Annotated in this window: 3 protein-coding genes; all 3 read right to left on the bottom strand. The window is 75.2% G+C overall.

From position 1 onward, the window contains the following. A partial coding sequence (locus CRM73_RS18950; RefSeq protein ID WP_229588764.1) for a hypothetical protein occupies positions 1–199 on the bottom strand: 199 nt, incomplete at its 3' end. Positions 200–319: 120 nt separating this feature from the next. After that, entirely contained in the window at positions 320–1,612 is a 1,293-nt protein-coding gene (locus CRM73_RS18945; protein ID WP_229588763.1) for an Ig-like domain-containing protein, read from the bottom strand. 153 nt (positions 1,613–1,765) lie between these two features. Further along, on the bottom strand, positions 1,766–2,110 hold the full coding sequence (locus CRM73_RS18940; protein ID WP_229588762.1) for a hypothetical protein: 345 nt from the start codon (positions 2,108–2,110) through the stop codon (positions 1,766–1,768). Between the last annotated feature and the right edge of the window lie 252 nt (positions 2,111–2,362).

Genomic DNA, 2,362 nt, shown 5'->3' with positions numbered 1-2,362 from the left:
CCCCCGTGCGGCCCGTCCCGGCGCCGCGGCTCCCGCCGCGCCCACCGGGGCGGTCGTCGTCGTGCGCGTCCTCGGACGCGCTCTCCGCGGGGACGACGGCGGGGAGCAGGCCCGTCCACACGGGCTCCTCGCGCTGCCGGTCGTCCGCGGGCGGGTCTGCCTGCTGCCAGGGCGCCTTGTCGTTGCTGGGGGTGGCCACGGGCGGGTCCTTCGGTCGGAGGGGGTCGGTGGTCCGGGGCGGGCGGGTCCGCTCCGGCCGGTCCCGATCCTACCCACCGCCGGCCCCCTCCCTCACCTGCGGGGGCTCACCGGCGGGGGCTCACCAGTCGCCCTTCCACTCCTCGTCCGCGTAGTGCTCGAGCGGGATGTTCCAGTCGCCGTACCCGTCGTCGGGATCGGCCTGCGGGTAGCCGGTGCCCACGACCTCCACGACGTCCCCGGGCCGGAACACGTCGTGGATGAACTTCGCGCCCTCGGGCGGCATGCCCACGCATCCGTGGGAGACGTTGGCGATCCCCAGGACGGGCAGCGCGGAGGGCAGCGCCTGGTGCACGAACTCGCCGCTGGCGGTCAGCCGGGACACGTTGGAGGCCCAGAACGTGTCGTACCAGTGCGGGTCCCCCGGCTCCAGTTCCAGCGAGGAGGCCTTGAACAGGTACGTCGGGGCCTGCTCCATGATGACCTTCTGCCCGGTGGTCGAGGGCCAGTCCGGATTGCCCAGGGTCACGGGGAACGTCCCCGCGACCTCGCCGTCCACCCAGGCGGTCAGCGTCTTGGTCTCGTTGTCCACCCGGGCGTAGTGCTCGGCGCCGGTCGAGAAGCTCCGGCGCAGGTCGTGGTTGCCCACCATGCCGTGGCCCACGTCGAGTCCGAGGAGGTCCAGGGAGACCGTGATCTCCGAGCGCGGCGCCCACTTCTCGGCGGGGCGGTAGCGCAGCATCGTGTCCGAGTACCACCGGAAGGCGCCCGCCCGGTCGCCGCCGCCGTCCACGGTGACGGCCTCCTCGACCTGCTCCTTGTGCACGACGGGCTCGGAGAAGGTGAACTCCAGGACCTGACCGGTGCCGTAGACCCCGCCCTCGGCCACGTTGAGGCGCGCGTCGACCTCGTGCGCCGCGAGGACGGTCGTGAACGTGCTGGTGCCCGTGGTCGGTCCCGTCCCGGAGGCGGTGCTCCAGTGCAGGACGTAGGGGGTGTCGAAGGCCAGGACCGCGGTGCTGGTCCAGGTGCGGCCGTCGGCGGAGAGCTCCCCGGGCACCGGTTCCCCGCCGGCGGCGGGCACCAGCACGACGTCGGTCAGCTCGCCCCCGTCGGCGCGCACCACGACCGGTTCCACGGGGTTGTGCTCGACCGCCGCGTCCGCGGGGGCGACGGTGACCTCGGCCGGTGCGGCCGTGGCCGGCCCGCTCGGGGACGGCGTGGCCGGGACGGTGGCGGTCGGGGCGGTGGCCGTCGGGGCGGTGGCGGCCGGCTCTGCCGCGGGGGCCCCGGAGGCCTGGGCGCAGCCGGTGGCGAGCAGGACCGTCACGGCCCCCAGCGCGACCAGGCGCCGGGGGGCCGGCAGCGCTCGCGGGGAGGGGGGCGCGGGAACCGGGCAGGAGGACAGGGGCATGGGAAGCGGCACCTCGGGCGTCTGGGGGGTGGGGGGAACGCTGGGGAACTGCTTCCCACGATAGGTCCGCAGTCCGCGCAGGACCTCACCCGCCACCCATCGGTCACGAATGTTAACGCCTTCGTGACCCCCTGCGACGTGTGCGGTGCGTCATCACCCGGGGGTCAGGCAGGCGATGCCGTGGGCGATCGGATAGACCGGGTGCACCCCGTCTCGGAACGGGCGGTCGCTCATCAGCCGGTCGGCGTCCACGGGGATCAGCGTCCCGCCCGTGAGGGGGCACCGCAGGAGCTCGAGCAGACCGGGCGCAAGGACGACCGCCACGGGGGGCACCTGCTCCGGCTCGGGCACCGGCAGCGCCCAGGGGGCGGGGCGGCGGTCGGCCGGTGTCTCGTGGTGCCGCGCCGGCCTGCTCTCGTGGCGGTTCTCGGTGCGGAGACCGGTGTGGAACTCGGTGTGGAGTTCGTGGGCCGGCTGCGTCGTTGCAGGGACAGTCATGGGGGGACTCCTGGTGCTCCGGGGGGAAGAGCCTTCCGCACCGGACAGGTGCGGTCTGCGGCTCATCCTAGGGGCGGAGCACGGGCACGGTGCGGAACCGGCCGGGGACGCGCGGTTCAGGCCTCGGGCCGGGCGGAGCCCCCGGGCACGGCGGGCCGGCGCAGGTGCGCCCGGTGCAGGGCCGCGGGCACCGGGACGTCGTTCCACGGCACCTCGGGGGCCGGTTCGGGGGCCGGCCGCGGAGCGCGCTCG

The sequence above is a fragment of the Kocuria sp. CCUG 69068 genome (assembly GCF_020833785.1).
In the GTDB taxonomy this organism is placed as follows: Bacteria; Actinomycetota; Actinomycetes; order Actinomycetales; family Micrococcaceae; genus Kocuria; species Kocuria rosea.
The sequence above is the reverse complement of the archived record's forward strand: the minus strand, read 5'-3'. Positions and strand labels throughout refer to the sequence as shown.